The following is a 26831-nucleotide window of genomic DNA, read 5'->3' on the forward strand; positions in this document are numbered from 1 at the left end:
TTGAATAGATATAGCTTGAGCATCACGAAATACATTCACTTATGCTATTAAATTTGATAGCGACTTATAAAATGAAAGGGGCACATCCCATGAAAAACATCAAGAAACCCTTCGATTTAAAAGGTAAGTCACTGCTAAAAGAGTATGATCTCACAGGTGAAGAATTTGAAGGTCTAATCGATTTTGCTATGACGTTAAAAAAATATAAACAACAAGGCACACCACATCGATATTTAGAGGGTAAGAACATTGCTTTACTCTTTGAAAAGACGTCTACTCGCACGCGTGCCGCATTTACAGTCGCATCTATTGATCTAGGTGCACACCCTGAATTCTTAGGGAAAAATGATATTCAATTAGGTAAAAAAGAATCTGTTGAGGATACTGCCAAAGTTTTAGGAAGAATGTTTGATGGAATTGAATTTAGAGGTTTTTCCCAAAAAACTGTTGAACAATTGGCCGAATTCTCTGGAGTACCGGTATGGAATGGGTTAACTGATGATTGGCATCCTACACAAATGTTAGCTGATTATATGACAATTAAAGAAAATTTTGGATATTTAAAAGGCATCAACCTAACTTATGTAGGAAACGGACGTAATAATGTTGCACATTCGCTTATGGTGGCGGGTGCGATGCTTGGCGTAAATGTACGTATTTGTACACCCTCATCATTAACACCAAGAGATGTATATTTTAATATTGCTAAAGATCAAGCGTCTAATTATGGAGGTTCAGTTAAGATGACTGATAACATTCATACTGCCGTCAAAGATGCAGATGTTATTTATACTGATGTTTGGGTATCAATGGGTGAAGAAAGTGAATTCGAAACACGTATTCATTTATTGAAAGACTATCAAGTTAATAGAAAAATGTTTAATTTAACCGGGAAAGTAAATACGATATTTTTACATTGCTTACCAGCTTTTCACGATACACAAACAGAATATGGTCAGGATATTTTTGAAAAATATGGCTTAACTGAAATGGAAGTGACAGACGAAATATTTAGAAGTGAGCATTCTAGAGTGTTTGACCAAGCTGAAAATCGAATGCATACGATTAAAGCCGTGATGGCAGCAACTTTAGGCTAGATTTACTACAAGAAAAATAAATAGGGATAAGATCACGTGTATGCTTTATTAAATAAACGAATATTTTTTTCAAATTGTGTCACATAAAAAAATAATTTTTTTCAAAATCATGTTGAGAGGATGATATAGAACTTCGGTCAATGACTATCAAAGATGTGTCGTTACTCATCTATATCTTTCCGCTATACATCTATATATATGCATGTGTATTTTAAAAAGCATATACGTTTTCAATCCCTCCTTCTAAAGGAGAAATGAATATGAATGACACAGGAGATAAAAGATTAAGTCGAACATCATTAATCGGTCTTGTTATAGGTTCGATGATTGGTGGCGGTGCTTTCAATATTCAATCTGATATGGGAGGCCACGCTGGAGGATTAGCAATTATAATTGGATGGTTGATTACTGCTATTGGAATGATTTCTTTAGCACTTGTCTTTCAAAACTTAACTAATGAACGATCTGATTTAGATGGTGGTATTTATAGTTATGCTCAAGCGGGTTTTGGTGATTTTATAGGGTTTGCAAGTGCTTGGGGATATTGGTTCTCAGCTTTTTTAGGTAATGTCGCATATGCAACGTTATTAATGTCTTCTATAGGGAACTTCTTTCCAATATTTAAAGGGGGCAACACATTTCCTAGTATCATAGTGGCATCAATATTATTGTGGAGTGTGCACTTTTTAATATTAAAAGGAGTTGAGACGGCTGCTTTAATCAATAGTATTGTTACTATTACAAAATTAATTCCTATCTTATTAGTGATTATATGTATGATTGTAGCCTTTAATTTTAATACATTCAGGATAGGTTTCTTTGGAATGGATGGATATGGCTCATTATCATTTCATTTCGCTAATACGATGTCACAAGTTAAAAGTACGATGTTAGTGACAGTTTGGGTATTTATTGGTATTGAAGGTGCTGTTGTATTTTCCGGAAGAGCTAAAAATAAAAAAGATGTTGGAATTGCCACTGTTATCGGACTTATTTCAGTATTGCTCATTTACTTTTTGCTGACTGTATTAGCACAAGGTATTGTAATTCAAAATCATATTTCTAAACTTGAGGCACCATCAATGGCACAAATTTTAGCTTATATTGTTGGTGATTGGGGAGCAACATTTGTCAATATTGGTCTTATTATTTCAGTATTAGGTGCATGGCTAGGTTGGACATTGCTTGCCGGAGAGTTGCCTTTTATTGTAGCTAAAGATGGTTTGTTTCCTAAGTGGTTTGCAAAAGAAAATAAAAATGGGGCACCTATGAACGCCTTATTCATTACTAATGTATTAGTTCAAATATTCCTTATTAGCATGCTGTTTACCAAAAGTGCTTATCATTTTGCATTTTCTCTCGCGGCAAGTGCTATACTTTATCCATACATGTTCAGTGCGTTTTATCAGGTGAAATATACAATAGAACACAAGTTAACTGCAACGCCTAAACAATGGATTATAGGAATTCTAGCATCTATTTATGCAATTTGGCTGGTTTACGCGTCAGGTATAGATTATTTGTTACTTACCATGTTGCTCTATATTCCGGGGATTATCGTCTATGTAGTTGTTCAAAAAAATAATCAAAAGCGACTTACACAATTTGACTATATTTTCTTCAGTCTTATCGTTATTTTAGCATTGATAGGGTTATTACGATGATGTAATTTATATTTTTAAATGTTATAGATATTGATCAATCATGAGTTATAAAGGGAGTTTAATCGATAAAAATCAAACAAAGAAAAGTATATAAAATATTTGATATTTAAACTATTGGTATAATAAGAACAGTGGTCCATAGTAAATATTGTCTGTAGTATATACAGAATTCTAATAAATTTTAAATCGGAGAAATTATAGCGTCCCCTTTGACCATAGTCTAAGGCAATAAGGAGTTATTTTTATGACTGGAAATCAAATGTTTTGTAGAGAAAATGAACTTGATGAAAGTTTTAAACAATTAGCATCTTATATCAATATTCCTGTAGGCGTATTACTGCCATTTAAAAGTCAATGTTTTGTGAGACATTACAACAAAGGACAAATTGTCTACTATTCGTCTGATGAAACCACGCATATCTACTTACTCTTAAAAGGTAATATTATGAGAGAAAATTTTAATTTGAATGGTGATGTATATCGATATTTGAATAGAGAAAAAGTGCTCTTTCCTTTAAATAACTTATTTCAAGATAAAGTTCCTAATGAAATGTGTACAGCCCTAACAGATTGCGAAATGATTGGAATTCCAAGAGATTTAATAGAATATTTATGTAAAAATCACGAAGAGATTTTTGTGAAATTATTCTCCTTATTAAGCGAAACACAATGTCAACATATTGAATACAATATGGCTTTAACGAGTAAATTAGCTAAAGAACGCGTGACTAAGATTTTACGTTACCTATGTCAAACAGTAGGTTATGATCATGATGAGTTTTATGAAATTAAGCATTTTATGACAATACAGTTATTGAGTGATATGGCAGGAATATCTAGAGAAACGACGAGTCATATCATAAATGAACTTAGAGAAGAAAAAATACTCTTTAAAAACAGTAAAAATTGGTTGGTTAGTAAAGACTTATAATGAGTGCGTCTCACTCATACATAATTGAAAACAAACGATGGTCGAATAGGTTTCTATGAAATCATTCACTATCGTTTTTTTATTTCATGATTTATTGCTTTAGAAATACATTATATTTAAAGGTTAGACAATCTATAGTAAATCAACTTGTTTAATATAGAGAATAAAATTTTAGTTCTGCATTGAGAAGTATAGAAATTTATATAATCTATAGTCAAAGTTGCGTTTTTTCTATAAATTGATAAAAAGAATAAGTAAAATAATAGATAATACAGTAGAGGAGTGACACATATGGCTTTAATAACAATGAATTACAATTCACCAACGATAGGAATGCATCAAAATTTAACGATTATTTTACCGGAGGATGTAACATTCTTTGATAGTTCAAGAACAGCGAAACATTTGAAATCAATGTTGTTATTACATGGATTGTCTAGCGATGAAACAACTTACATAAGATATACAAGTATCGATCGTTATGCAAATGAACATCAACTTGCGATTATAATGCCTAACGTCGATCATAGTGGCTATGCAAATATGGTATATGGACATAGTTACTATGATTACATATTAGAAATTTACGAATACGTACATCAAATTTTACCACTTTCTAGAAAAAGAGAAGATAATTTTATTGCAGGACATTCAATGGGTGGTTATGGAACGATTAAATTTGCGCTAACTCAAAGTGATAAATTTGCTAAAGCTGCACCACTTTCAGCAGTTTTTGAAACACAACGGCTCATTGATTTGGATTGGATTGATTTCTCTCCACAAGCTATCACCGGAAGAGATACTCAAATTAAAGGTACAGAACTCGATACGTACTACTTACTTGATCAAGCCATCGATGCTAATGTAGATATTCCTGAATTGTTTATCATGTGTGGTAAAGAAGACTTTTTATATCATGATAACCTTCAATTTATTGAGACGTTAAATGAAAAAGGGGTTTCTTATAAGTTTGAAGATGGTCCAGGAGATCATGATTATGCTTATTGGGATAGAGCTATTAAACGTGCGATTGAGTGGTTTGTCCAGTAATGATACAAAGGGTTGAATTTGGATATTTAGGCGGACATCTTATTAAACGAATATAAAAAATTGTTACTCGCCTTAGTATTCTTCTCTTATTGATTTTGTTCGGTGTTACAGTTAATCCAGATGACAGGTAAGACAACTATAGTTATTTATTAAAATCATTATGTTCACATATCATATATTGTTTATTAAAGTTAATAGAGATATGATGAAGATAAATACAAAAGTTTATAAAAGGGGATAAAGTATTAAAAAATGAAAACAGTATCTAAATATTTAGTGTATACCATGATATTATTTACGTTTTTCATAGTTGTTAGTGGATGTACGATTAATCAATCTTTTGGTAATAAACAAAATGCAAATAAAACGATACGTGTTGTTGCTGTAGGTGATAATTTAATCCACCCAGTTGTATATAAAGATGCACAAATTACGGGGAATAGTTTTGATTTTAAACCCATGTATCAACCAGTAAGAAAAGACATTCAAAACGCAGATATTTCTTTTGTTAATCAAGAATCACCATTAGGTGGGGATGATAGGCCTTATTCAGGATTTAAAAACTTTAATACACCGAGTAGTATTGCTCAGGATTTAGTAGATACAGGCTTTAATTTTATAAACGGTGCAAACAATCATGCCTTAGATCAAGGAGAGCAAGGTGTAAGAAATCATATTCATACTTGGAACAAATTTAAAGATCAAGTTTTGTTCACGGGTGTATATGAATCAGAACAAGCACACCGTCAAATTCCTATTAAAACAATTAAAGGTGTGAAAGTTGCTTTATTAAGTTACACATTTGGTACAAACGATCATCAACCAACTCATGATTATACGGTAGATACGTTTGATGAAAATAAAATTAAGCAAGATGTTAAGAAAGCCAAACAACAAAGTGATGTAGTACTTGTTTCAGCACATTGGGGTAATGAAGGTAAGCATCAGCCTAACGCCACTCAAAAAAAATATGCACAAATTTTCGCTGATGCAGGTGTTGATGTAGTTTTAGGTACACATCCTCATGTGATTCAACCAGTAAAATGGGTTGACGGTAGAGAAGGGAATCGTACACTCGTAGCATATTCTCTAGGGAATTTCTTGAACGGTCAGTCAACAGGGAATGAAAGTAATGATTTATTAGGCCGAATAGATTTTAAAATTAGTAAGAAAAATAAACAGTTTCAAGTTCAAGATGTGAAGTGGAGAAGTATGGTGAATTATTACGAATTAACCCAACACCAAAACCAGTTCCTTAAGTCGAACTTTAAAGTGATGATGCTAGATGACTATAATGACAAAGATGCCACTCATCATGGTCGCAATCAAATGGATAGTTCTTCGATGAGCCCAGCACACTTACGAGATATCACACGTTCAGTTATTGATAAACAATATTTAGATAATCGGAGTTTATAGAGAATTCAAATAAGCCTCACATTAAAGAATGTGCAGGCTTATTTGTATATTTGGAATTTTTAACTCGGAAGTTAAAACAAATTCTAAAACTATAGCAATGGCTAAAGATATGATTGAGTTCATTAAAAAAGGCGTCTTAAGAATGATTTATTAGAGTCATAAATGTTTGTGATTATTTATACATTTTACTTTTAATTGATATAAAATATAACGTTAAATGAATGTTGTTTCACGGGAAACGTCATTTTTTAAGTTTCAACTTCTATAAAGATATATTTAACACCCGTATAACTAGAGAATCATACGGGTGTTTGAATTGTTTATATTATAGAATTTTAAAAAGATATTAAGATGATTTGTTTTGTGATGCGAATGCTTTAGCTATATTACTTAATTTAGCTGGTGCATCTTCAACAGCCATTTTCACTTCTACAAAGTGCATGCGATCACTATTAGATTTAATGTTTTCGAAGGTGAGCATGAGTTCTTCTGAAGTGTTTACATCATGAACTAAAACATTGTCACCACCAAATACAGAAGGTAATGATTTGTAATCCCACATGCGAATGTCATTGTAAGGTTCTTTCATACCATGAATCATTCTCTCAACTGTATAACCATCGTTATTAATTACAAATATCACAGGGTTTAAATGTTGACGAATCATTGTAGATAATGATTGAACAGTTAATTGTAGTGAGCCATCACCAATTAATAGAATGTTTCGACGATATGGATTTGCAATTTGTGTTCCTAACGTTGCTGGTAGTGTATAGCCGATAGAACCCCATAATGGTTGTCCGATAAAAGTATTATCTTTGTACAAGGCTAAGTCATAAGCACCAAAGAATGATGTACCTTGTTCAGCGATTAAAATATCATCTTGTTGTAAAAAATCTTGCATCATATTGAAATAAGTCTCTTGAGTTAATGGCTGATTACTAAGTTCATAATTATGTGCTTGTGGTCTCTCATATTGTGGGAAATCATTAGTATTTTTGTAGTGAATATACTTATTTAAACCATTTAATATATTTGGTAATGAAAATGCTTCGATGCATGTATCATTAATTTTAAATTCATTATGATTTAGCATAATCACATCATTAATATCAAATTGATATGAGAAACCAGCTGTTGCAGAATCTGTTAATTTAGCACCAATATTCAAAATAGCATCACTTTGATTGACATAATCTTGAATATCTTGTTCTGCTATTGAACCATCAAAGATACCTATATAATAAGGATTTTCTTCATTAAATGCACCTTTACCTAAAGATAACTGAACAACTGGAATTTGAGTTTGATCAACGAATTGTTCGAGTTCTTTATGCAGATGGAAACTATTTATTTCATGGCCTGTAATAATGACAGGTTGTGTTGCTGATTCAAGTTTGTCTTGAACCATATTGATATAACTTTGAACGTCTTTTTGTGGTTCGACTTCTGCTTTGAATGGCTTTGAAGCTTCAATCTCTGTGAGTGCGACATCAATAGGTAAATGAATGTGAACTGGACGACGTTGTTGAATCGCCGCGTTGATTACTCTTGGAATTTCTGTGGTAGCATTATCAGGTGTAATATAAGCTTGCGCTGTTGTAATAGGCTCAAACATTTTTCTATAATCATCAAAAGTTCCTTCGCCAAGAGAATGGTGAACGTATTTGCCTTCTTGTTCTACAGCTCGAGTAGGTGCCCCAGTGATGGCAATAACTGGCACACGCTCAGCATAAGATCCAGCGATTCCGTTGACAGCACTTAATTCACCCACTCCAAATGTTGTTACCATTGCACCGATGCCATTAATACGTGCATATCCGTCAGCGGCATAACTTGCATTAAGTTCATTTGTATTACCAATCCATTTAATATGATTATGTGCAATAATATCATCTAAAAAGGCTAGATTAAAATCTCCTGGGACACCAAAAACTTTGTCAGCACCTGCTGAATAAACCGCGTCCATTAAATATTGTCCTACGCGTTGTTTCATATATGATTCCACCTTTGATTTTTTTATCTTACAAGTATCATAGTAACGTCAATCTGAAATAAAGTCAACTAAGTTGACCTATTAAAAGTTTGAACAGTTTCTGAAATATATGACTATCAGTCAAAAGTTTATTATAATAACGATATTGAATAAAAAAGGATAGTGTTAAATGTCTAAAAATAAAAATGATTACGAACATATGCTGTTTTACTTCGCGTATAAGACTTTTATTACTACAGCGGATGAAATTATTGAGCAATATGGCATGAGTCGCCAACATCATCGATTCTTATTTTTCATTAATAAATTACCGGGTATAACAATTAAAGAACTTTTGATTACGCTTGAAATATCTAAACAAGGATCGCATGCAACGTTACGTAAATTAAAAGAAGAAGGTTTAATTATTGAACAAACATCTAAGCAGGATAGACGAGTAAAAAAACTTTTTACCACTGAAGCGGGTGATGATTTAATAGGTAAGTTAAACCAAGCACAAGATGAATTAATTCAACAGACACTACAAAAAGTAGGCCATGATTGGTACGCGATGATGGAAGAACTAGCTAATTATCGTGAAGGCTTCAAAACAATTGAACATTTGAAAGAAGATTAACAAAGATGTTGGAACATAAAGGTCTTAGACGAAGAAAAAGACAATTTCTATATTTATTCAATAGAAATTGTCTTTTTTATAATTACTCAAACTAAATTTAGTTCGCTAAGTTACTATCTATTGGGTTCTATTGCACAGGCAAAAAATTTAACTAATTATCACTTTTAAATGGTGGTATTCTCTTAACTGACCAACATGTGACGAATGTCGTAGCACTGTGGGAAATCCATAGATCTGAAGAGACCTGAGATTTTTTAAAAGACCGTAAATATATTCAATACTTTTTAAAGTTTGATGTATTGATGTTTGGATGCCTTGTCTCTCTCACTTTAATATGGCGGTAATCTTGCTCAATGAGGATATTAATATTTTAGATATATTACGATAACCAAGTGCATATCTTAAATATTAGCTAACAGGTACAATAATTACGTACTTATAAATTGCTTATATCTAAAAAATTCACAGAGATCTTTTCTTTTTTGTTTAAATTACTCTATAAAATTAACTTTGCAACAGAATCTCTTTTTCTTTCGCAACTCAAACCTCTTATGCTTATCTATGCTTACTTTCATTTCTTTATATGATTCTTAAAAACTCATTTAGCTTTGATTAGAATACCTCTCAAATTGAACAATACATAAAGTATTAGGATGAATCTATTTGATAGTATTTTAGTTTATTTCAAAAGGACAAATTATATTAAGCTAAGTCATTACAAGGTCTTTCAATTTTTAATGTATGAAAGTATAAGAATCAACCTCGGAAGCAGATATTGTACGTGTTGAAACGATATATGGTGCTATCCAGTTCATTTCAGAAATAAATATGCTTCCATCCTTATTAACACGTTCAACATATGCAACGTGACCGTATGGGCCATTGGTCGTTTGCATGATTGAACCTTCTTTTGGTGAATGATCGACTTTAAAACCAGCACTTGATGCTTGTCCTGCCCAGTTTCTTGCGTCACCCCAGAAAGTACTTATTGTATGTCCATCTTGTGCACGTTTATCAAAGACGTACCAAGTACATTGACCTGCAGTATATAAATTATTTTTGTCTGTGAATATGGGTTGATCAACGATTTTTCCATTACCAATAGCTAATGGTTTTCCATCATTTGTCTTAGCTTTATCATTGAATTCAGCAATTTGCAACTCATCATATAACTCATCCATATCAATGGTAGTAATCATTCCATGCTTATCTTTTTGATAAGCATTTTTTTTAGTATCAGATTGATAGTTATCTTTCATATCATCAGACGTTGGTGGTATTACAGGTTGTGGTGTATCAGTTTCATTTAATATGTCACCTTGGTCATTTCTGTTATTTTGAGGATCAGGTGTTTCAGATAATTGATTATTACTTTGATGATTTTGAGATAAGTTAGATACTTGATTGTTATAAGGTGATAACTGAACTGAATGATTTTGGGATGGGTAATGATTTATTTGATGATTTGATGGCTGATATTCTTGTTTCTTCTTATCTAATGATGATTGTGTGTTTCTATTGTCATATGTATAGGAAAACGTACCATCCTTTTTATTTACTTTAAAATCTGCATTGGGATGTTCTTTTCTAGCTTCATCAATATTACTGTAGTTAGCAGCAAAAGTATTAGTAGTTAAAGTAAGGCCGCTTAATAATGTTATAGACGATATACTGGTTAATAATATTTTTTTCATGTTAATCAATAATCCTTTACTTTAAATGATTTATTATTAGTATAAACTTCAATAGTAAAAAAATGAATAAAAAGTTAAAAATCAATTAAAATTAATGTGTTGAATAAAACAAATCACTTAAATTTGTTAAAAAGTATATACATATACTAGTAATTTGTATATTATTTACATAAGATACTTTAAATTTAAATTTTACTGTATCTTGTAGAAAATACAATCAAATTTTCAGGAGGTTTCTAATTATGGCAATGATTAAGATGAGTCCAGAGGAAATCAGAGCTAAATCACAATCTTATGGACAAGGTTCTGAACAAATACACCAAATTTTAGCTGATTTAACTCGTGCACAAGGCGAAATCGCAGCAAACTGGGAAGGACAAGCTTTCAGCCGTTTTGAAGAACAATTCCAACAACTTAGTCCTAAAGTTGAAAAATTTGCTCAGTTATTAGAAGAAATTAAACAACAATTAAACAGCACAGCAGATGCTGTTCAAGAACAAGACCAACAATTATCTAATAACTTCGGTTTACAGTAATATTTTGTTGAGGCGGGAAAACCTAACAGTGGATTAACAAACAGTGTTTGTTAAGGATTATCAGTTTACATTGATATTGAAGGGGTCTCGCCTCTTCGTTTTATTAGTATTGGTTTAGAAAGGGAAAAGAAACATGACAAAGAAAAATTGGATTTATCTTTCCAGCGTAATCTTAATCATTATTGTTGCTATAGTAGGAATGATTGCCTTTGTCCATTTTAAATATGGGAATCAGACTGAAGATAATACACAAAAAGAAGTTAAAAATAGTGAAAATATACATATTGCAATTGTCAACGAAGACCAACCAACTAAGTATAATGGAAAAAAGATTGAATTAGGTGAACCATTTATAAAAAAATTATCAAAAGAAAGTAATTATAAATTTGAAACTGTAACACGTAGTATTGCGGATTCAGGATTGAAAAATGGTAAATATCAAGTCATGATTGTGATTCCTAAAGATTTCACAAAATTAGCTATGCAATTAGACAAAAAGACACCGTCAAAAATGTCTATTCAATATAAAACTGCAGTTGGTCAAAAAGAGAGTATCGCTAAAGAAACTGAAAAAGTTGTAAGTAATGTACTTAATGACTTTAATAAACATTTAATTGAAATCTACTTAACAAGTATTATAGATAATTTGCATAATGCCCAAGAAAATGTAGGCGATATTATGAAGCGTGAACAAGGTGTTAATAACAACTTCGCAAATTATTTATTAAATCCATTAAATGATTTTCCAGAATTATTCACAGATACATTAGTGAATTCTATAACTGCAAATAAAGGTATTACAACGTGGATACAACAATATAATCATTCACTATTAAGCAGTAATTCAAATATATTTAATATTAGTAATGATTTAAGTGCTTCATCTATAGTTCAAGACCAAGATGAGTGGTTTGAAGGAAACTTATCAGCAATGGAACAAATATTAGAAGATTATCAATCTCAACGAGACAATGTTGATATAGAAGACTATATCAATCATTTGAAACAAGTTGATAATCAACTCGATAAACAAGCAGATGCTAAAGATCAATCTAAAGAAGAATACAAGAAAACATTTAAAGATCGCTTAAGCAAAGTCAAGGATGATGTTAAAAAGCAAGAATCGCCTTTTACTGACGAGATGATTGAAGATTATAGAAAAGAATTGACTAAATCAATGAGGGCACAACTAGACGATAATCAAGATCTTAAAGATGCTTTACAACAAATTAAAGACGACAAACAGAAAATGCAAGATACGATGATTAATCATTTAAGAAATGACATTGAAAAAGACAAAATAGGTCAAGATCAAAACTATATCTTAAATATGTCCGAACAAGACTTGGATAATGCAGGACTATCCTTAAAAGCTACGAGGGAATATAAATCTATACTTAATGATGTTCAACAGTTCAAAGATGAATATAATAAGGCTCATCCACAAGACCTTATTAAGCAACAAGATTATAACGGTGAAATCACGGCAGACGATACATCTAAGTTGATTAACGAAGGTGTGGAATTTGAACGTCATGAAACGATTAAAAGTCGCGATATCAACCAATTAACTATTGCGACCGATCCTAATTTTGACTTTGACGGATATGTATATGTAAATGACAAGAAATATGACATTAAAAATCAGGATATTAAATTAGATACAACGAAGAAATCATACGATGTGGAAATCAAAGGTATAGCTAAATTAAAAAATGATAGTAAATATCAATCTGAATTTTTAAAAGATAAAACAATGAAATTACAAGTGTTATTTGGTCAGGCAGATAAGAAAGATAACGCTAATAACGATACGAATGAAGAACCAGATAGAGTGAATGTTGTAGACTTATCTATTAATCATAACTTAGAAGGTGAATTGATTAGTGGAGACTTAGATCAACAGTTACGTTCATTAGATAAGTTCAAGTCTCATTACGATATCTTTAAAGATTTTAATTTAAATTCAGATAAACCAACGATTGATAATAAAGCCATTGTAGATATGATGGTAAATCAAGTCATTGATGATATGAAAAACTTTAAAAATGATAAGTCACAATTATTAAAACAAATCGATGGATTAGATAATTCTTCAGACAAAATGATTGAAGATGTAATGAACAATCAAGATGATATTAAGAAAAACAAAAAAGATATTTCAAATCTTATTAGTGACCTGAGTCAAGCTGAAAAGACACTTAATGAAGAACCTAAGACGCCAAAAATTGATAAAGATAAAGGTGAAGAATTTACAACATTATCTACGAATCTAGACGATCAAGTAAGTAAATTATCAGAGAGAAGTACAAGCTTACTATCTGATGTACAAAATTCTAAATCTAATGCAGATCAAATTAGTGGAGAGTTAAACCAATTAGATGATAATGTTAATAATTTACATGCAAGCGGTAGAGCGCTAGGTACAAGAGCAAATGATTTAAATGAACAAATGTCTAATAATGACAAAAAGAACCAACTATTTGCTAAAGATTTTGAAAAAGTACTTAAAAATTCTAAAGATGGGGATCGTCAAAATGTCGCATTAAAAGACTTTATGAGTAATCCAATTCAAAAGAAAAATTTGGAAAATGTATTAGCAAATAATGGTGATAAAGATACTATGTCTCCTACGATTTTAGTACTGTTGATGTATTTAATCGCAATGATGACAGCTTATGTATTTTACAGTTACGAAAGAGCAAAAGGAAGCCTTAACTTAATTAAAGATGAATTTAGTAAAAATAATAGAATGTGGAATAATGTGATTATTTCCTCAATCATCACATTGACTGGTTTAATAGAGGGTGTTGTCATTGGTCTAATTGCTATGAATCAATATCACATTATGCCAGGTTATAAAGTTAAGTTTATGTTTATGATTATCATGACAATGATGCTATTTGTATTAATCAACACCTACTTATTCAGACAACTTAAATCAATTGGTATGTTTATCATGATGACTACATTAGGTATTTATTTTGTTGCGATGAATTACTTCAATACAAATCATACGTTAAATAAATTCTCACCATTATCCTACGTAGATACTATGATATATAACTTCTTGAATGCAGAACATCCAGTTGGAATGGCATTATTCATAATGTCAGTGATTGTAATTATTGGATTTGTACTTAATATGTTTATCAAGCACTTTAAGAAAGAGAGGCTCATCTAAATGTTAATAGAAGGTTTAATAACTATGACATTATTAACAGCAGATAGTCCCAGAGGAAGTCTCGATATTCAAGTTGATCAAGAGGAAAAGGAAAACGTAAATAAAGATTTAAATCAATATGATACAACTTTATTTGATAAAGACAGTAAAAAGGTAAATGATGCACTGAAAAAGCAACGAGAGAAAAAAGACAATAAAATAAAAAATGGTATGTTTCAGAACCAAGCGAGTAAAAATACTCGCTTGGATGAAACTAAAAAAGTATTGTTTTCCCCAACGAATGCTGAAAAAGCTGTGGAGAGTGATAAAAGTCCCTATATTCAAAATAAACAGGAGAAAAATGTAGTTCCTTATATTTTATTGAGTATAGGGGCTTTTTTAACAGTTGGGTTTGTCATATTTTCTATTAGAAGAGGGAGAAGGCAAAAATGAAACAACATAAAAAAGTGACATTCGATTTTACGAATTATAACTACGGAACTTATGATTTGGCAGTACCAATACACATGTCAATGAAAGCATTGTTACCATTAGTATTGGAAAGTTTAGATATTCATTTGAGTGACATAAGCAACCAAATTAAAGTAATAACGAAAAATCAACTTTTAGTTGAAAATGATAGGTTGATAGATTATCAAATTACCGACGGAGACATATTAAAATTACTATAGGGTGGATAAAAATAAATGGCTAATAAAAAGACAAGTGAGTTAAAGGATTTAGAACCACTAGATCGTCAAACTAATGATGAAAAGCATGAAAGAAGAGACATGAGAGAAATACCTAAGACATCCATTAAGAAAGAACAAAGTCATCTAATGTATTTGTTAGAGCAACATACATCATACTTTCTTGATGCAGAGTTAACAGAACTACGTGATAACTATCAAGTGCATTACCATATTACAGAACATAATATTCCTTTTGAAAAAATTAAAAGTTTTTCCAAAAATGAAAAGCTGAGATATTTATTAAATATTGGAAAATTAGAAGAACTTAGAGCAACACGTTATACCTTTAATTTATCTCCAGACGAACTTTACTTTACAAAAGATGGACTTCCACTCATGAAGACAAGAGGATTAAAGAATATTGTAGAACCATTACCGTTGTCTGAAGATGATTTTCTTTTACGATACAAGTCATTAATTATTACAGCTTTTAATCAAAAAGTGAATTTCGATGCGCTTGTTGAAGGGAATTTAGAACTACATAAAGGAACACCTTTTGAAAATAAAATTATACAATCTAAGAACTTGTCTGAACTTAAGCAATTTTTAACAGAACAATATAATAAGCAACAGTCAGATTATACACAGAACTTTTCATATGTCCGAAAACGAAAATACAATACTTTTAAATGGTTAGGAATAGCAATGAGTATTATTGGCGTGTTATTAATTGCTTGTTTAGCTTATCTGTATTTCTTTGTTATGAAGAATGAAGAACAAGTTGAAAAAGGATATCAATCTTATGTCAAAGCAGATTATACACAAGTACTTAATGACTACAAAGATTTAGATGGTAAAAATCTTGATAAAGAGGCACTCTATATCTATGCGAAAAGTTATATTGAAACAAACAAGCAGGGATTAGAAAAAGATAAAAAAGAGAACTTGCTTAATAGCGTTACACCAGATGCCAATAAAGATTACTTATTATATTGGATGCAATTGGGGCAAGGACATTTAGATGAAGCTTTAAATATTGCTACTTACCTAGATGATAACGATATTACAAAATTAGCTTTAATAAATAAATTAAATGAAATTAAAAATAATTCAGATTTATCTAATGATAAACGTTCTGAACAAACGAAAAAATATAACGACAAATTACAAGACATCTTAGATAAAGAAAAAGAAGTTAAAGATGAAGAAGCTAAAGAAAAAGAAGAAAAGGCTGAAGAAAAAGACAAAAAAGTAAAACAGCAAGAAGAGAATGAGAAGAAACAAAAAGAACAGGCAGCAAAAGATAAAAAGAAACGTCAAGAAGCAGAACGTAAAAAATAGTATAGGACTGAGTAACTAACTATGCATAGATTAATTATTGAATACCAGAATCAATTGAAAATGTTAAATTTAAGAAATCAAAAGACATATACCATTAGTGGAGATAAGTCAGCAGACATTACATTAGACAATTTTAATGATGTGATTCATTTAGAACAGAATGAACAAGGTACATGGCAAGCTAATCATTCTTCTATATTTAAAGGACAAGAAAGAAAGACGAATGATGGTAATGTGTCGTTATACCTATTTGATACTTCAAACATAGCATCCTTTGCTTACCCAAATACACGAGACGTGATAACCATAGGTCCTAATGATTATGATGATATTAAAATTGCTGAACTTTCGAATGTCATTATGATTAAAAATTATGCTGAAATTGGACAGACTGGATATGTTCAGTTTGTACATAATGATGATTCAAAATTATACATCAATTATGAACTTAGTAATGACAAATGGAGCAGAGCGTACATCGGGGATCATGTCTTTATCAATGGGATTTGGTTTGAAGTGCAGTCCGACGGTTTGAAAATGATGAGTCACGAAACGATGATTTCAGATTTAATCAGACTCAATCAAGATACACCAGATGCACAATCAGATGATTATAACGACTACCATCGTTCACCAAGAATCATTCATCGTGAACCTACTGAGACAATTAAAATTGAAAAACCGCCACAACCAATTCAAAAGAATAATACTACGATATGGCGTTCCATCGTTCCGCCACTCGTAATGATTGCATTGACAGTAGTCATCTTTTTAGTCAGACCAATTGGTGTTTATATTATTATGATGATTGGTATGAGCATCGTAACGGTTATCTTTGGTATTACAACTTACTTCTCTGAGAAAAAGAAATATAAAGAAGAGGTCGAAAAGCGGGAGAAGGATTATAAAAAGTATCTTAGTGATAAGTCATCGGATATCAATAACGCGATAAAAGACCAACGATTTAGTTTGAACTTCCATTATCCAACATTATCTGAAATTAAAGATATTGTTGAAAATAAGGCACCTAGAATTTATGAGAAAACATCACACCATCATGACTTTCTACATTATAAATTAGGTATCGCTAATATTGAAAAATCTTTTAAAGTCGATTATCAAGAAGATGAATTTGTTCAAAGAAGAGATGAATTATTTGACGATGCGAAAGAACTTTATGAATTTTATCAAGAAGTTGAAAAAGCGCCATTAATTAATGATTTAACACATGGGCCAATTGCTTATATTGGTGCCAGACATTTGATTATTGAAGAGTTAGAGAAGATGACACTTCAACTTGCCACTTTCCACAGTTATCATGATGTGGAAATGCTATATGTGATTAGAGAAGATGAACGTGACACCTTTAACTGGGCGCGTTGGTTACCTCATATGACATTGAGTGCTTTAAACATAAGAGGGTTTGTCTATAATCAGCGTACCCGTGATCAAATTTTGACCTCTGTATACAGTATGATTAAAGAGCGTATTCAAACGGTAAGAGAAAAAAGTAAAAGTAATGAAAAAATCGTATTCACACCACATTTAGTATTTGTGATTACTGATATGTCACTCATTATCGATCACGTTATTTTAGAATATGTGAATCAAGATTTATCAGAATATGGTATTTCATTAGTATTTGTGGAAGACGTTATTGAAAGTTTGCCAGAACACGTGGAAACAATAATAGATATTAAATCTAGAACTGAAGGCGAACTTATTATGAAAGAAGAAGAATTAGTGCAATTGAAATTCACGCCGGAAAATATTGATGGTATTGATAAAGAATATATTGCACGTCGAATTGCTAATCTTAATCATATTGAACATATGAAGAACGCAATTCCTGATAGTATTACATTTTTACAAATGTATGATGTTATTGAAGTTCATGAATTAGATGTTGTTAATCGTTGGCAGCAGAATGAAACATATAAAACAATGGCAGTACCTTTAGGTGTAAGAGGTAAAGACGATGTATTATCACTTAACTTACATGAAAAAGCGCATGGACCACATGGTTTAATTGCAGGTACAACAGGTTCTGGTAAATCAGAAATTATACAGTCTTATATCTTGTCTCTTGCAGTGAACTTCCATCCACATGAAGTCGCATTTCTATTAATTGACTATAAAGGTGGGGGTATGGCGAATCTGTTCAAAGACCTAAAACATCTAGTAGGAACTATTACGAACTTAGACGGTGATGAAGCCATGCGAGCTTTAACATCTATAAAAGCAGAATTGCGTAAACGTCAAAGATTGTTTGGAGAACATGATGTTAACCACATCAATCAGTATCACAAGTTATTTAAAGAAGGTATAGCAACTGAACCTATGCCACATTTATATATTATTTCCGATGAGTTTGCTGAATTGAAATCAGAACAACCTGATTTTATGAAAGAACTCGTTTCAACAGCACGTATTGGTCGTTCTTTAGGTATTCATTTAATCTTAGCGACACAAAAACCATCTGGTGTGGTTGATGACCAAATATGGTCTAACTCTAAATTCAAACTTGCTTTGAAAGTACAAGATAGACAGGACAGTAACGAAATTTTAAAAACACCTGATGCAGCTGATATCACATTACCAGGACGTGCGTACTTACAAGTCGGTAATAATGAAATTTATGAATTATTCCAGTCTGCTTGGAGTGGTGCGACGTACGATATCGAAGGTGAATCTTTAGATAAAGAAGATAAAACAATCTATATGATTAATGATTATGGTCAATTACAACCTATCAACAAAGACTTAAGTGGATTAGACGATGAAGAACCAACTGAAACTCAAACAGAACTCGAAGCAGTGATTGATCATATTGAGGGTATTACAGAGCGTTTAAATATACCGGATATTAAACGACCTTGGTTACCACCATTACCTGAGATGGTATATCAATCAGAATTAATTGAAACAGATTTCAACAAATTATGGACAGATCAACCTAAAGAAGTCGAATTAACTTTAGGGTTGAAAGATGTGCCAGAAAATCAATATCAAGGACCGATGACATTGAAGTTAAAACAAGCAGGTCATATTGCATTAATTGGTAGCCCTGGATATGGACGTACGAACTTCCTGCACAATGTTATCTTTGATGTGGCACGTCACTATCGACCAGATCAAGCACATATGTATTTGTTCGATTTTGGTACAAACGGTTTAATGCCTGTCAGTGATGTTCCACACGTCGCAGATTATTTCACAGTGGATCAAGAGGATAAAATTGCTAAAGCCATTAAACAAATCCATCAGATTATCGCCGAACGTAAAAAGTTATTAAGTCAAGAACGTGTGATTAACATTGATCAATATAATAAAGAAACAGGAAAAACAGTGCCCAACGTCTTTATCATCATTGATAACTATGACACAGTGAAAGAATCACCTTTCGTCGAAGACTACGAAGAAATGATGGCTAAAGTGACAAGAGAAGGTCTAGCATTAGGTGTTTACATTATCTTGACTGGTTCTAGATCAAGCGCCGTTAAATCATCTATATTTACTAATATTAAGACGCGTATTGCACTATACTTATTTGAAAATAATGAACTAACAAACATCATTGGCTCATATAAAAAAGGTGTTAAAGATATTAAAGGACGTGCAGCTATCAACGATGACAACTTCACACAATTCCAAATTGCACAACCATTTGAAGTAAAAGAAGGACAAACCTACAATAGCTGCATCAAAGATGAAATCGCACAAATGAACGAACACTACGTAGGCGAATATCCTGCACACATTCCGATGATGCCAGAAAAAGTACTTCGAGAAGAACTAGAAGCTAAATACGACTTTGAAAAAATCATTTTAGAAGATCATAAACTGCCAGTAGGATTAGACTTTGAAGATGTAGAATTGGTTAGTTTAGATGTTACAAAGCCTAGTATATTATCTGCAAAAGTTCCAAAAGATTTAGAGATATTAAATGATAAAATATTCGTAGAATTAGAAAAACTTAAGACCTCTGCTACTACGATATTAATAGACGCTGAAATGAATATGTCTAATAAAAAAGATATGGTAAAATCTTATTATTCAAGTGTCGAAGAGTTGAAATTTATAAAACAAGGTTTTGTGGTTGAAATAGAAAAAAGGATAAATGGTGAAAAAGCTACAGATGATATTAAAGTAGTATTTATAAATAATATTAAAGCATTCATAAATTCAACAGGTATTACTGAAAAAGACATAAAATTAATTTTATCTGATGGTCCAAAAGTTAACGTATATGTAATTATTAGTAGTATGTACAATGACATAATAGGAACTTATGATAGAGAAACTAAACTTACTAGACAAATAATAAATCAAGCAATCATTGCAACAAGACTTTACGATCAGGACTTTGCTCCTTCACGATCAACTAACAGAGAACCTATGTTAAAACCATATGAAATGCATAAATTTGAAAATAATGAATATCAAAAAATAAAAATAATGATTTAGGGGGGAAGATTTATGTCAGAAATTAAGGTAGAAACTGGTTCAGCTTCTAGTGAAATTAATCAGATATCCAATGCTGGTTCGAATATTAAATTTAATCCTAGTAACTCTTCTTTAGAAGATACAAATTTGAGCCCATTTACAGGGTTTGCTGCAGCTGCAGATACATTATCTAGTGCAATTTCAAATTATAGTGCTATCGTTACTCAAGACGCTGCTGCTATGCAAACAGCTGTCAGAGATTTTGAAGATAATGACAATAATATCGCAGGTCAAATAGGTGATAATTCACAAAATTAAATAAAAGGGGTGTTAAGGTGTCTAATAAAGCTGAATTAAGAAGGAGAAGAGCTCAATATCAATCTCAAAAAAGAGCGAAAGAAAGTGAACTGTCTGATTTAAAAGCTGATAGAAAAAGATTGAAGGAAGCAATCAAAAGTGCCGAGGAAATTATAGAAGACTTTGATAGTGAGCATAAGACATATAAAAGTATTGAAATTGAAAATAATGAATGGAAAGGAGAAACACGTGATAAATCAGATGATAAAAAAGATGAATTAGATGAAGCAATCTCTGATTATGGGAAAAAGTATGATGATGTAGTAGACCAGATGCATAAAGATTTAGATGAATTGAATGAAAAAATCGGTGGTGTAGAAACTGATATTTCAGAGTTAGGTTCGAGAATAGAAAGTATAAATAGGCAACTGGATAGTGATTAAAAGGGGGTAAAACAGTGGGTAATAAAGTGAAAATGTCAGAGGTACATGATTTGAAAGACTCAATTTCGAAATCATTACAATCATTATCAAACAATACTAATACTTTGAAAACAAAAATGAATGATTTAAAGAGTAATAATAACTTTAAAGGACAAACTGCAGAGAGTATTAATAGTTATAATGACTCTTTTCATATTGAAACTATAAATCGAATAGAAAAAATTAAAGAAGAGTTTGAAAGTAAATTTAAAAGTGCAATCAGTGCTTTTCATTCAGATGTTGATAATGACCATAGTGCTGTATTAGATAGCAGTGCTATTAATGACTATAAAAATGAATTAGAAAAAGCTGCTAATAACATTGAAAAAACTAAAAGCCGAATGAATAGTACTATAGGAGGAGTTAGAGATTTAACTTCAGCTGAAACTATATCAAAAAGTGATGTGAAAGATAAAGGTAAAGCATTAGCTAAACACGCTGAAGACACAATTGATGATTTAAGTAACTTCCAAAATCAACATGGTATGGATGAATTAGATTTGATAACAATGATTTCACCTGTAGCAACAATGGCATCTAAAGTTAAGAATATGCCAGCAAATAGATCTAAAATTAGTAAAAGTGCTAGTCAAATTAAACAACAATATAAATTATATTCCGAAAATAATCAATTTGTAGAAATGAAAAATGAGTTAAAAAAATATCAAGAACTAGCTTATGGTGGGAAAAAATATTCTAAGTATGTAAAAACAGCCTTGCAACTTAAGAATTATGTAATTGCTGCTATGATAGCGGGAGATGGTGACTTTTTTAAAGGCGATGAATTACTTAGACACAACAAATTGAGTTCGATTGGAAGCAAAAAGTCAAAATTAATTAACGCATCATTAAATACTAATTTAGAAAATATTCAAGGCAAGAGGCTACTGAAAGCTACAAAATTTATATTTGATAAAAACAATACAATGAAGATGAGTGATAAGTTAACCAGTGCTTTTAAAATGACTAGGAATTTTGATGATAGTGAATTTAAAAATATAAAACAAATAGCTGGACAAAAGAATATAAAAAATTTACTAAAACGAACTAACGGAAAAGGTTTGAATGAGTTAACTTCATCAGATATTTCAAATTGGATTAAGAAAAAAACAAATATAAAAGATATTACATTAAATGAAATAAATGATTTTAAAGCAAAAAACAAATTAGGAAAAGTTTTAAAGAGCATGAAATATGGTGGTAAACTATTAGGACCAATAGGTGGTGTGCTAGCTGTTGGATCTAATTTTGCCTCTGAAAAGTCCATGCAAAGAAAAATAGTGGATTCTGGCGTTGACCTTGGTGCAATGGCAGCTACTACAGGGGCATCGACTGCCATAGGAGCAAGTATTGGTGGACCTGTAGGAGCCGGTTTAGGTTTAGGAATAGGAATTATAATGTCGGCAGCTAGTGAAGCTAAGATTATTAAAGGGAAATCTGCTACTGATATTGTTAAAGACAAAGCTAATGAAAAAGTGAGCGCTATAAGAAATTCAAAAATGTGGAAAGATACAAAAAATATTGTATCCGAGGGTGGAAACGGTAATAAAGGTTTCGGTAAAACAATGAGTTCAATAATTTAAAGGAGTTAAAAAATGAATGATAGTTTAAAACAATTACGTAAACCTAGTATTCAGGTAATGAATTTTATTTCAATATTTATGATTTTATTATCAACAACCCAATATCTTTTTAGTCTGACACTCGAAAGTACTCCCATATATCTTATTATTACAACCTTAATTGAGATAATCGTCATACTATTAGGACTTTTACAGTTATTTGAAAAAAATAATGACAATCCTTTAAAAAAAGCCAAAAGATATCTAATAGTAGGTATTTTGACTAGTTATTTTACGTATTTATCATTTTATAATCTTTATTTTTTTATGGCTGAAGAAAATAAATATGATTTAACCAAGTTTTGGGTTGTTAGTTTTGTCTTTTTTTTAATATGTAGTTGTGCACATATATGTAGTCTTTTGTTAATGGGTAATACTCCACGTTGGTCTAAAGGCGATAAAACAATTTGGATTATAATATTGAAAATTATTGCATGTACCTTTTATGTTCAAAAAATTATAGAATATATAATTATTCCTAATATTGTAGAATCACATTTTTTAATTATATTAAGTATGTTTATGATGTTTGTTAGTAATTTACTAGTCTCTCATTATTATTTATTATATGGAAGAGTATTTACCGATTTTAATAAACTAAGTAAAGACAATAGAAAAAGAGATGTAGTCAATAAATAATAGAATTAGACGTATTGATAATGCTCATATAGCTAAAATGGAATTTTCTATCTATCCAGATTATTAGAAAGATGAAATGAAAAGAATTCTTTATTTTGAATAATATTTATACAGAAAAGATTTGCTAGCTGTCGGATCTAATTTTGCCTCTGATAAATCTATGCAAAGAAAAATAGTGGATTCTGGCGTTGATCTTGGAGCTATGGCAGCTACTACAGGAGCAGGGACTGCTATAGGAGCAAGTATAGGTGGACCTGTAGGAGCTGGAGTTGGTTTGGTGGCTGGTTTAATTATTTCTGGCGTTTCTGAACAAAAATTAATTGGTGGTAAGTCTGTAACGGATATAGCTAAAGACAAAGCGAACGAAAAAGTAACGGCAATTAGAAATTCAGATACGTGGAAAAATACAAAAAAAGCAACTAGTAATGCTGTTAATGATGTAAAGCATTTTGGTGCATCAGTAAGTTCATTATTTTCATAAAGGTGGCTAAATAAATTGGAAGAATCATTAAATCGTTTAAGAAAACCAGCAATACAAGTTATTAATGTATTATCATTGATTTGTATATTTTTTTCTTATTTGCAATATCATTTTGATCTCACATTAGAAAAAACACCTAAATATCTAATAGTTACAACAATTTTTGCGATTATAATTAATTTTATGGGTTTATTACAATTGTTTGAAAGGAAAATGAAAAATCCGTTAAAAAAAGCTAAAAGGTATTTAATAGTAGATTTTATAGGTCTCTATACTTCATATTTAACTTTTTATAATTTATATTTCTTTGTGGCAGCTGAACACCATTATTATTTAAATGTATATTGGTATATTGGTTTTTTCACATTATTTATTTGTAGTACTATGCACATATTGAGTACGTTATTATTAGGACCCGCTCCTAAATGGTTAAAAATTGATAAAACCCTACTTATAATTTTTCTTAAAATAATAGCTTCACTCATTTATGTTCAAAAAATTGTGGAATATATTATAGTTCCTAATATAGCGGAAAATCATTTTATATTTATAATTTCTATAGGGATTATATTTGGGTGTAATTTTTTAGTTACTCAAAATTATATATTATATGGAAGAATACTTACTGAAGTTAATCAACTAAAGACGAATGATACGATGGTTAAAGAGTAATATAAGGGAGATGAAAGGTAATGGAATTAGACGTATTAATAATGCCTCATATAGCGAAAATGGAATTTTCTATTCATCCAGATTATTGGAAAGATGAGATGAAAAGAATTAAAGAGTTCTTTGTGTCGAATGATATATATACAATGGGACCTACTATTTTCAATAAAGAAATTGTGGGTATGGGTGAAGTTAATTTTATAACATATATACCACTCAATGATGAAATTGAAGACATACCTGAATTAAATATTAAGTATCAACCTACGCTGGAAGTTTATCCAACAATTTCTCATAAATGTTTTGATGAAGATGACTTTGAAGTTGTATATGAAGGTATTCAGACGTTTGCTTCTGAAAATGATATAACTCTCTCAGATAAGCCTTTCTATCATGTTATGTCTAATTACTTTGGAGGAGAGATTTATGAAATTCATGCTGAAATTAACATTGATGAGGTTGAATTAGATGAATAAAATGAATTTTTCAGAAATGATGTACCGAAATGTAGTATATAAAGAATACGTTGATTACAGTATTAACCAACTCGATGAATGTGTAATTGATTTTTATAATTTAATAAATGCTTTTGATTTAGAGAAGATAGGCCCACTAATTATGGTGTATACACAGGTGATGAAAGGTAATAGGGTTAATGTGAAACTGATGACACCTGTCGATAAGTCATTTGTTCCTAATAAACATTTAAACTTTATGACATATCTATATATTGATCAAATGTTGCATGGAAGATTAGTAAGTGATGATTATTCTAATGAAGAACCTAAATTATTATATGAAATTGAAGAATTTGCAAGAAATAATAATATGCGAAGAATCTCACCATATTATCATATAATAAATGAGATAGATGAAATGACTTGGGTCGATGTAAAAGTTAAGGTATTGGAGGTGTCCAATACATAATGGATATTCTACTTGTCATAATCGTGTTTGGTTTGTTTTATCTAGTGCATTTTACATCTGTAATGCATTCGGACGATTTCAAAGTATTGCCAATAATAACATATATTATAGCGCTCATTTTATATTTAATACCTGTGATTCTTATAAAAGAAGAAAGTGTAAATCAGTTTGAAAATTTGATGCTCATATTAAATATAGGTGTGTTGTTATATGGAATTATGGGTGTAAGAGGATTATGGTCTAGACCCTTAAAAATAAAGATTCAAGAGTTAACTAAGGAACCCGATAAAATGATTACACAACAAAAGTATAACAAAATTGAAAGTTTGAAAATTAATTTAGAAATAGCTAAATATAAAGGTATCATATCGCTACTGATGTCGCTTATATTTATAATCACGATGTCAATCAAAGCATCATCGCAGTATAAAGAAGATTTTGCATTTGGAAACCTTCTCATACTATTTATTTCTATCGCAATATTTGTTACTTACATAATCATAGATGTTATTTTAAGAATAATAAAAGGAAGATGGAGACTCATTTCTATAAGACCGTTATTGATGTCAATATGGCTATTTATTTTCATAGTGATATTAATAATACAAAGATAGGGGGAATACAATGAAGAAAATATTAGTTACATTAATTGTAATGAGTTGTTTTTTAATTGGTTGTAGTCATAGCTCAAATGATGATTTACCGAAATCAGTGAAAGAGAATGTAGATGAACAAGTTAAATTAGCTAAACAGCAAGGTAATAAATATACAATTAAAGAAGATACTGTCAAATATGATAAAGAAAGTAAAACTTTGAAAATGAAAATTGACTGGAAACTAAACATTGATTTGCCTGATAGGATTGGCGAAGGTTCTACATATAAATTTGCACATAATGATTTAATTCAAAAAGTTGAATATAAATATGATTATAAAGGAAAAGAACAAAAGCATTTAATGAAGAAAAATAATGAAGATGAGTTTGAATTTGTTAAATAGTGTAGTGTATTAACATATATATTAGAAGTTTTGAGAGAATATAGAATATCAAGAGTTAGATTTACAAGTC

24 protein-coding genes and 1 pseudogene are annotated in these 26831 nt (G+C 30.7%); 22 read left to right on the plus strand and 3 right to left on the minus strand.

Annotation, left to right across the window (positions count from 1 at the left end):
• The first annotated feature begins 89 nt into the window (after positions 1-89).
• From argF to HMPREF2663_RS11870, 5 genes are all read left to right on the plus strand, one after another.
• The gene (argF, locus tag HMPREF2663_RS11850) at positions 90-1097 is read left to right on the plus strand and encodes an ornithine carbamoyltransferase (RefSeq protein WP_002458332.1); all 1008 of its coding nucleotides are present in this window, start codon (positions 90-92) and stop codon (positions 1095-1097) included.
• Positions 1098-1357: 260 nt separating this feature from the next.
• The gene (gene arcD, locus HMPREF2663_RS11855) at positions 1358-2761 is read left to right on the plus strand and encodes an arginine-ornithine antiporter (RefSeq protein ID WP_002496632.1); all 1404 of its coding nucleotides are present in this window, start codon (positions 1358-1360) and stop codon (positions 2759-2761) included.
• Positions 2762-3005: 244 nt separating this feature from the next.
• Positions 3006-3692 (plus strand): Crp/Fnr family transcriptional regulator, encoded by a 687-nt coding sequence (locus HMPREF2663_RS11860; protein ID WP_001831835.1) that lies wholly within the window; start codon positions 3006-3008, stop codon positions 3690-3692.
• Between the two features lie 291 nt (positions 3693-3983).
• The gene (locus HMPREF2663_RS11865) at positions 3984-4742 is read left to right on the plus strand and encodes an alpha/beta hydrolase (RefSeq protein ID WP_070846540.1); all 759 of its coding nucleotides are present in this window, start codon (positions 3984-3986) and stop codon (positions 4740-4742) included.
• A 252-nt stretch (positions 4743-4994) separates the two neighbouring features.
• Positions 4995-6161 carry a CapA family protein gene (locus HMPREF2663_RS11870; RefSeq protein WP_070846542.1) on the plus strand — a complete coding sequence of 389 codons (1167 nt, stop codon included), beginning with the start codon at positions 4995-4997 and terminating at the stop codon, positions 6159-6161.
• A gap of 346 nt (positions 6162-6507) precedes the next feature.
• Here HMPREF2663_RS11870 and HMPREF2663_RS11875 read toward each other — a convergent pair whose 3' ends face one another.
• Positions 6508-8157, minus strand: coding sequence for an alpha-keto acid decarboxylase family protein (locus tag HMPREF2663_RS11875; RefSeq protein ID WP_070846544.1), 1650 nt, complete (start codon positions 8155-8157; stop codon positions 6508-6510).
• 169 nt (positions 8158-8326) lie between these two features.
• On the opposite strand from HMPREF2663_RS11875, the gene HMPREF2663_RS11880 reads away from it, so the two are divergent.
• Positions 8327-8773 carry a MarR family winged helix-turn-helix transcriptional regulator gene (locus tag HMPREF2663_RS11880; protein ID WP_002446968.1) on the plus strand — a complete coding sequence of 149 codons (447 nt, stop codon included), beginning with the start codon at positions 8327-8329 and terminating at the stop codon, positions 8771-8773.
• A gap of 151 nt (positions 8774-8924) precedes the next feature.
• Here HMPREF2663_RS11880 and HMPREF2663_RS13145 read toward each other — a convergent pair.
• Together HMPREF2663_RS13145 and HMPREF2663_RS11885 are read right to left on the minus strand one after the other, a co-directional pair.
• Positions 8925-9140 (minus strand): annotated as a pseudogene (locus HMPREF2663_RS13145) (hypothetical protein); the annotation flags it as partial.
• Between the two features lie 367 nt (positions 9141-9507).
• Positions 9508-10467: a CHAP domain-containing protein gene (locus HMPREF2663_RS11885; RefSeq protein ID WP_046044167.1), complete on the minus strand. Its 960-nt coding sequence runs from the start codon at positions 10465-10467 to the stop codon at positions 9508-9510.
• A gap of 242 nt (positions 10468-10709) precedes the next feature.
• Here HMPREF2663_RS11885 and esxA point away from each other — a divergent pair, with 242 nt between their 5' ends.
• From esxA to HMPREF2663_RS11965, 16 genes are all read left to right on the plus strand, one after another.
• Positions 10710-11003 carry a WXG100 family type VII secretion effector EsxA gene (gene esxA / locus HMPREF2663_RS11890; protein WP_002458326.1) on the plus strand — a complete coding sequence of 98 codons (294 nt, stop codon included), beginning with the start codon at positions 10710-10712 and terminating at the stop codon, positions 11001-11003.
• A 133-nt stretch (positions 11004-11136) separates the two neighbouring features.
• A complete protein-coding gene (esaA, locus tag HMPREF2663_RS11895) occupies positions 11137-14187 on the plus strand; it encodes a type VII secretion protein EsaA (protein ID WP_070846546.1) in 3051 nt (1016 codons plus the stop codon).
• Positions 14188-14619 carry a type VII secretion protein EssA gene (essA, locus tag HMPREF2663_RS11900; RefSeq protein ID WP_002446970.1) on the plus strand — a complete coding sequence of 144 codons (432 nt, stop codon included), beginning with the start codon at positions 14188-14190 and terminating at the stop codon, positions 14617-14619. It begins immediately after the preceding gene.
• Positions 14616-14858, plus strand: coding sequence for an EsaB/YukD family protein (locus HMPREF2663_RS11905; protein ID WP_002446971.1), 243 nt, complete (start codon positions 14616-14618; stop codon positions 14856-14858). The genes essA and HMPREF2663_RS11905 overlap by 4 nt, the downstream gene beginning before the upstream one ends.
• A gap of 15 nt (positions 14859-14873) precedes the next feature.
• Positions 14874-16199, plus strand: a complete 1326-nt coding sequence (gene essB, locus HMPREF2663_RS11910) for a type VII secretion protein EssB (RefSeq protein WP_002490433.1) — start codon at positions 14874-14876, stop codon at positions 16197-16199.
• A gap of 21 nt (positions 16200-16220) precedes the next feature.
• The gene (gene essC, locus HMPREF2663_RS11915; protein WP_070846548.1) at positions 16221-20666 is read left to right on the plus strand and encodes a type VII secretion protein EssC; all 4446 of its coding nucleotides are present in this window, start codon (positions 16221-16223) and stop codon (positions 20664-20666) included.
• Between the two features lie 12 nt (positions 20667-20678).
• Positions 20679-20963 carry a TIGR04197 family type VII secretion effector gene (locus HMPREF2663_RS11920; RefSeq protein WP_002475700.1) on the plus strand — a complete coding sequence of 95 codons (285 nt, stop codon included), beginning with the start codon at positions 20679-20681 and terminating at the stop codon, positions 20961-20963.
• 17 nt (positions 20964-20980) lie between these two features.
• Entirely contained in the window at positions 20981-21385 is a 405-nt protein-coding gene (locus HMPREF2663_RS11925; protein WP_070846549.1) for a YwqH-like family protein, read from the plus strand.
• Between the two features lie 14 nt (positions 21386-21399).
• Positions 21400-23007 (plus strand): T7SS effector LXG polymorphic toxin, encoded by a 1608-nt coding sequence (locus HMPREF2663_RS11930; RefSeq protein ID WP_002490480.1) that lies wholly within the window; start codon positions 21400-21402, stop codon positions 23005-23007.
• 12 nt (positions 23008-23019) lie between these two features.
• Positions 23020-23685, plus strand: a complete 666-nt coding sequence (locus HMPREF2663_RS11935; RefSeq protein ID WP_070846551.1) for a DUF5079 family protein — start codon at positions 23020-23022, stop codon at positions 23683-23685.
• A gap of 160 nt (positions 23686-23845) precedes the next feature.
• Positions 23846-24166 (plus strand): DUF3482 domain-containing protein, encoded by a 321-nt coding sequence (locus HMPREF2663_RS11940; protein ID WP_228448623.1) that lies wholly within the window; start codon positions 23846-23848, stop codon positions 24164-24166.
• Positions 24167-24181: 15 nt separating this feature from the next.
• Positions 24182-24838, plus strand: coding sequence for a DUF5079 family protein (locus tag HMPREF2663_RS11945; RefSeq protein ID WP_002477206.1), 657 nt, complete (start codon positions 24182-24184; stop codon positions 24836-24838).
• 20 nt (positions 24839-24858) lie between these two features.
• On the plus strand, positions 24859-25311 hold the full coding sequence (locus tag HMPREF2663_RS11950; protein WP_002490473.1) for a DUF5085 family protein: 453 nt from the start codon (positions 24859-24861) through the stop codon (positions 25309-25311).
• The gene (locus tag HMPREF2663_RS11955; protein ID WP_002490481.1) at positions 25304-25762 is read left to right on the plus strand and encodes a DUF5085 family protein; all 459 of its coding nucleotides are present in this window, start codon (positions 25304-25306) and stop codon (positions 25760-25762) included. The genes HMPREF2663_RS11950 and HMPREF2663_RS11955 overlap by 8 nt, the downstream gene beginning before the upstream one ends.
• Positions 25762-26376: a DUF5080 family protein gene (locus tag HMPREF2663_RS11960; RefSeq protein WP_002477203.1), complete on the plus strand. Its 615-nt coding sequence runs from the start codon at positions 25762-25764 to the stop codon at positions 26374-26376. Before HMPREF2663_RS11955 ends, HMPREF2663_RS11960 begins: the two co-directional genes overlap by 1 nt.
• Before the next feature lie 10 nt (positions 26377-26386).
• Positions 26387-26761 (plus strand): hypothetical protein, encoded by a 375-nt coding sequence (locus HMPREF2663_RS11965; RefSeq protein WP_002477202.1) that lies wholly within the window; start codon positions 26387-26389, stop codon positions 26759-26761.
• Positions 26762-26831: the final 70 nt, after the last annotated feature.

The sequence above is a fragment of the Staphylococcus sp. HMSC077D08 genome (assembly GCF_001837945.1).
GTDB lineage: Bacteria > Bacillota > Bacilli > Staphylococcales > Staphylococcaceae > Staphylococcus > Staphylococcus epidermidis.

Coding starts and splice junctions, on each gene's coding strand:
- HMPREF2663_RS11950 (WP_002490473.1), top strand. CDS start 24,859: ATGGAATTAGACGTATTAATAATGCCTCATATAGCGAAAATGGAATTT.
- HMPREF2663_RS11965 (WP_002477202.1), top strand. CDS start 26,387: ATGAAGAAAATATTAGTTACATTAATTGTAATGAGTTGTTTTTTAATT.
- HMPREF2663_RS11905 (WP_002446971.1), top strand. CDS start 14,616: ATGAAACAACATAAAAAAGTGACATTCGATTTTACGAATTATAACTAC.
- HMPREF2663_RS11920 (WP_002475700.1), top strand. CDS start 20,679: ATGTCAGAAATTAAGGTAGAAACTGGTTCAGCTTCTAGTGAAATTAAT.
- esxA (WP_002458326.1), top strand. CDS start 10,710: ATGGCAATGATTAAGATGAGTCCAGAGGAAATCAGAGCTAAATCACAA.
- HMPREF2663_RS11870 (WP_070846542.1), top strand. CDS start 4,995: ATGAAAACAGTATCTAAATATTTAGTGTATACCATGATATTATTTACG.
- HMPREF2663_RS11955 (WP_002490481.1), top strand. CDS start 25,304: ATGAATAAAATGAATTTTTCAGAAATGATGTACCGAAATGTAGTATAT.
- HMPREF2663_RS11860 (WP_001831835.1), top strand. CDS start 3,006: ATGACTGGAAATCAAATGTTTTGTAGAGAAAATGAACTTGATGAAAGT.
- argF (WP_002458332.1), top strand. CDS start 90: ATGAAAAACATCAAGAAACCCTTCGATTTAAAAGGTAAGTCACTGCTA.
- HMPREF2663_RS11935 (WP_070846551.1), top strand. CDS start 23,020: ATGAATGATAGTTTAAAACAATTACGTAAACCTAGTATTCAGGTAATG.
- HMPREF2663_RS11940 (WP_228448623.1), top strand. CDS start 23,846: ATGCAAAGAAAAATAGTGGATTCTGGCGTTGATCTTGGAGCTATGGCA.
- HMPREF2663_RS11885 (WP_046044167.1), bottom strand. CDS start 10,467: ATGAAAAAAATATTATTAACCAGTATATCGTCTATAACATTATTAAGC.
- essC (WP_070846548.1), top strand. CDS start 16,221: ATGCATAGATTAATTATTGAATACCAGAATCAATTGAAAATGTTAAAT.
- esaA (WP_070846546.1), top strand. CDS start 11,137: ATGACAAAGAAAAATTGGATTTATCTTTCCAGCGTAATCTTAATCATT.
- essA (WP_002446970.1), top strand. CDS start 14,188: ATGTTAATAGAAGGTTTAATAACTATGACATTATTAACAGCAGATAGT.
- arcD (WP_002496632.1), top strand. CDS start 1,358: ATGAATGACACAGGAGATAAAAGATTAAGTCGAACATCATTAATCGGT.
- HMPREF2663_RS11875 (WP_070846544.1), bottom strand. CDS start 8,157: ATGAAACAACGCGTAGGACAATATTTAATGGACGCGGTTTATTCAGCA.
- HMPREF2663_RS11960 (WP_002477203.1), top strand. CDS start 25,762: ATGGATATTCTACTTGTCATAATCGTGTTTGGTTTGTTTTATCTAGTG.
- HMPREF2663_RS11865 (WP_070846540.1), top strand. CDS start 3,984: ATGGCTTTAATAACAATGAATTACAATTCACCAACGATAGGAATGCAT.
- HMPREF2663_RS11880 (WP_002446968.1), top strand. CDS start 8,327: ATGTCTAAAAATAAAAATGATTACGAACATATGCTGTTTTACTTCGCG.
- essB (WP_002490433.1), top strand. CDS start 14,874: ATGGCTAATAAAAAGACAAGTGAGTTAAAGGATTTAGAACCACTAGAT.